The 2,125-nt window shown below is 39.8% G+C and carries 2 protein-coding genes; both read right to left on the bottom strand.

Annotation, left to right across the window (positions count from 1 at the left end):
• Window positions 1-238: 238 nt before the first annotated feature.
• Window positions 239-883: a CatA-like O-acetyltransferase gene (locus L1D50_RS22805; protein WP_128727839.1), complete on the bottom strand. Its 645-nt coding sequence runs from the start codon at window positions 881-883 to the stop codon at window positions 239-241.
• A gap of 49 nt (window positions 884-932) precedes the next feature.
• Window positions 933-1,973, bottom strand: coding sequence for a Glu/Leu/Phe/Val dehydrogenase (locus L1D50_RS22800; protein WP_128727840.1), 1,041 nt, complete (start codon window positions 1,971-1,973; stop codon window positions 933-935).
• Window positions 1,974-2,125: the final 152 nt, after the last annotated feature.

The raw sequence follows: 2,125 nt of genomic DNA, 5'->3' as shown, positions 1-2,125 counted from the left end.
ATTATATACAAAACAAAAAATTAACATCAAAAACACAGCAAAAGATACACAACCCTCGTAAAACCAACCTTTTGCATACGCTATTTACAATATTTTACATCAAATTTATTCCAATAAACTGAATAGATATTCMAAATAAAAATAATGAATAAACATTAAAAACAAACATATAGAAGGGTTTTCTTTATTGCGTAGCGCGCAAATTATTTCACTTTCTGCCAACTAACGCAAAATTTGTTTATCTATCCCAAATAGCTTGATCTATTTTTTCCTGAAGAATCTTTACGAACTCAGCGACATGTAGCCCGTCCATTAGCGCATGATGGACTTCAATACAAAATGGCATCGTACCATCGGCTTTATTGTATTTTCCGAACACAAATTTTGGTATGCCGAAGTCATCTCTACTGTGTCTCGCATGACCAAAACTGGAAAAAGATAACCATGGAAGTATAGATACATGAACACAATTTGGCACCTGACTTTCCATCAAGAATTGCTCACTGATAAGCGGTCCATTTAGTTGTTCGGCTTTGCTATGAATATTGGCGCTAATAAAACGGTTGAAATCACTTTCAGGTGAAAGCCTTACAAATCTAAAGGTTTCATCCCCTCGCAGAAAAACACTGCTAATTTCTACAGCATCATATTCAACCACCTCTCCTGCCTCTATACGGTAACGAATAGGGGTATAGCTTTGTAATGCCAGCTGTAGTGCGTATAGACAACTAAGCGAAAATGGAACTGTATTACGTTTGCTCATTTCGTACACCCTTTCCATTTGCAAGCTGACGGTAACGGTGAAATAAGGTTGGGCAAAATCATTGAAGAAGGAGAAGTGCTCTTGGCGAGGCCAAGTATCTAGCGATATTTTCTTTTTCATACAAAAAAAGGGGCATTTGCCCCTCTCTGGTAATTAAACGGCGCTGTTATTATAGACCGTTTTCAATAATCTCTTGTGCTAATTTGTCAGCAATTATATGTGTTGAAACTTTCTCATCTTCAGAGCGCTTAAAGATTTCGGTCAGCGTATCATAGATACCTTCAACGTGTTTTGTCGCTGCAGCTTCATCATAACCTTCAGGTTTTGTTTCATAGTAAACATTGATGATTCCACCAGCATTAATGACATAGTCTGGTGCATACAAAATGCCTTTTTCACGAATGATCTCACCATGACGAGACTCTGCCAGCTGATTGTTTGCACATCCTGCAATAATCGTCGCTTTAATACGTGGAATAGTATCGTCGTTTACTGTAGCACCTAGTGCACACGGCGCATACACATCAACATCTAAATCATAAATTTCGTCGATGCCTACAGCGGTAGCATTAAAGTCATTGACCACTCTTTGTACTGACTCTTCGTTGATATCAGTAACAAATAGCTCAGCACCCGCGTTATGAAGGTGTTTACATAGAGTGTAAGCTACTGCACCAAGTCCTTGTACGGCAACTTTGATACCAGCCAAGTCTTGGTGACCATATTTGTGCTGGTACGCTGCCTTAATTCCAAGGAATGTACCTAACGCAGTAAACGGAGAGGGATTACCACTTTTACCTTCAAGGCCCATTACGTAGTTTGTTTCTTTGTGCATTACCATCACATCACCTGTTGTGATGTTTACATCTTCTGCTGAGTAGTAACTGCCACCTAAACGCTCTAGCTGCTTACCAAATGCTCTAAACAATGCTTCTGACTTAATTGTCTTTGCGTCGCCAATGATCACAGATTTGCCACCACCAAATGGCAACCGTGCAACCGCATTCTTGTAAGTCATTCCTTTAGATAAACGCAGTACATCATATACTGCGTCTTCGTCGGAGGCGTAATTCCATAGGCGACAGCCACCTACTGCAGGACCTAGCTTAGTGTTATGCACTGCGATGATCGCTTTAAGACCCGATGCTTCATCAGAACAAAATACGACTTGCTCATGGTTATCAAATTCAACTTGGTTAAATACAGCCACTTTCTTCTTCTCCAAAAATTATCTATCCCATACGGGTAAGCTCTTACGTGTGACTTTGCGTTCAGTACCACACTAAGGGCAAATAGCGCTGAAATTGGCAAGACTCTATCACTAACTCTAGCACCATTCCACAAATTGAGATGATATAAACC

Origin of the sequence: Pseudoalteromonas sp. Isolate6 (genome assembly GCF_022398435.1) — a bacterium.
In the GTDB taxonomy this organism is placed as follows: Bacteria; Pseudomonadota; Gammaproteobacteria; order Enterobacterales; family Alteromonadaceae; genus Pseudoalteromonas; species Pseudoalteromonas galatheae.
The sequence above is the reverse complement of the archived record's forward strand: the minus strand, read 5'-3'. Positions and strand labels throughout refer to the sequence as shown.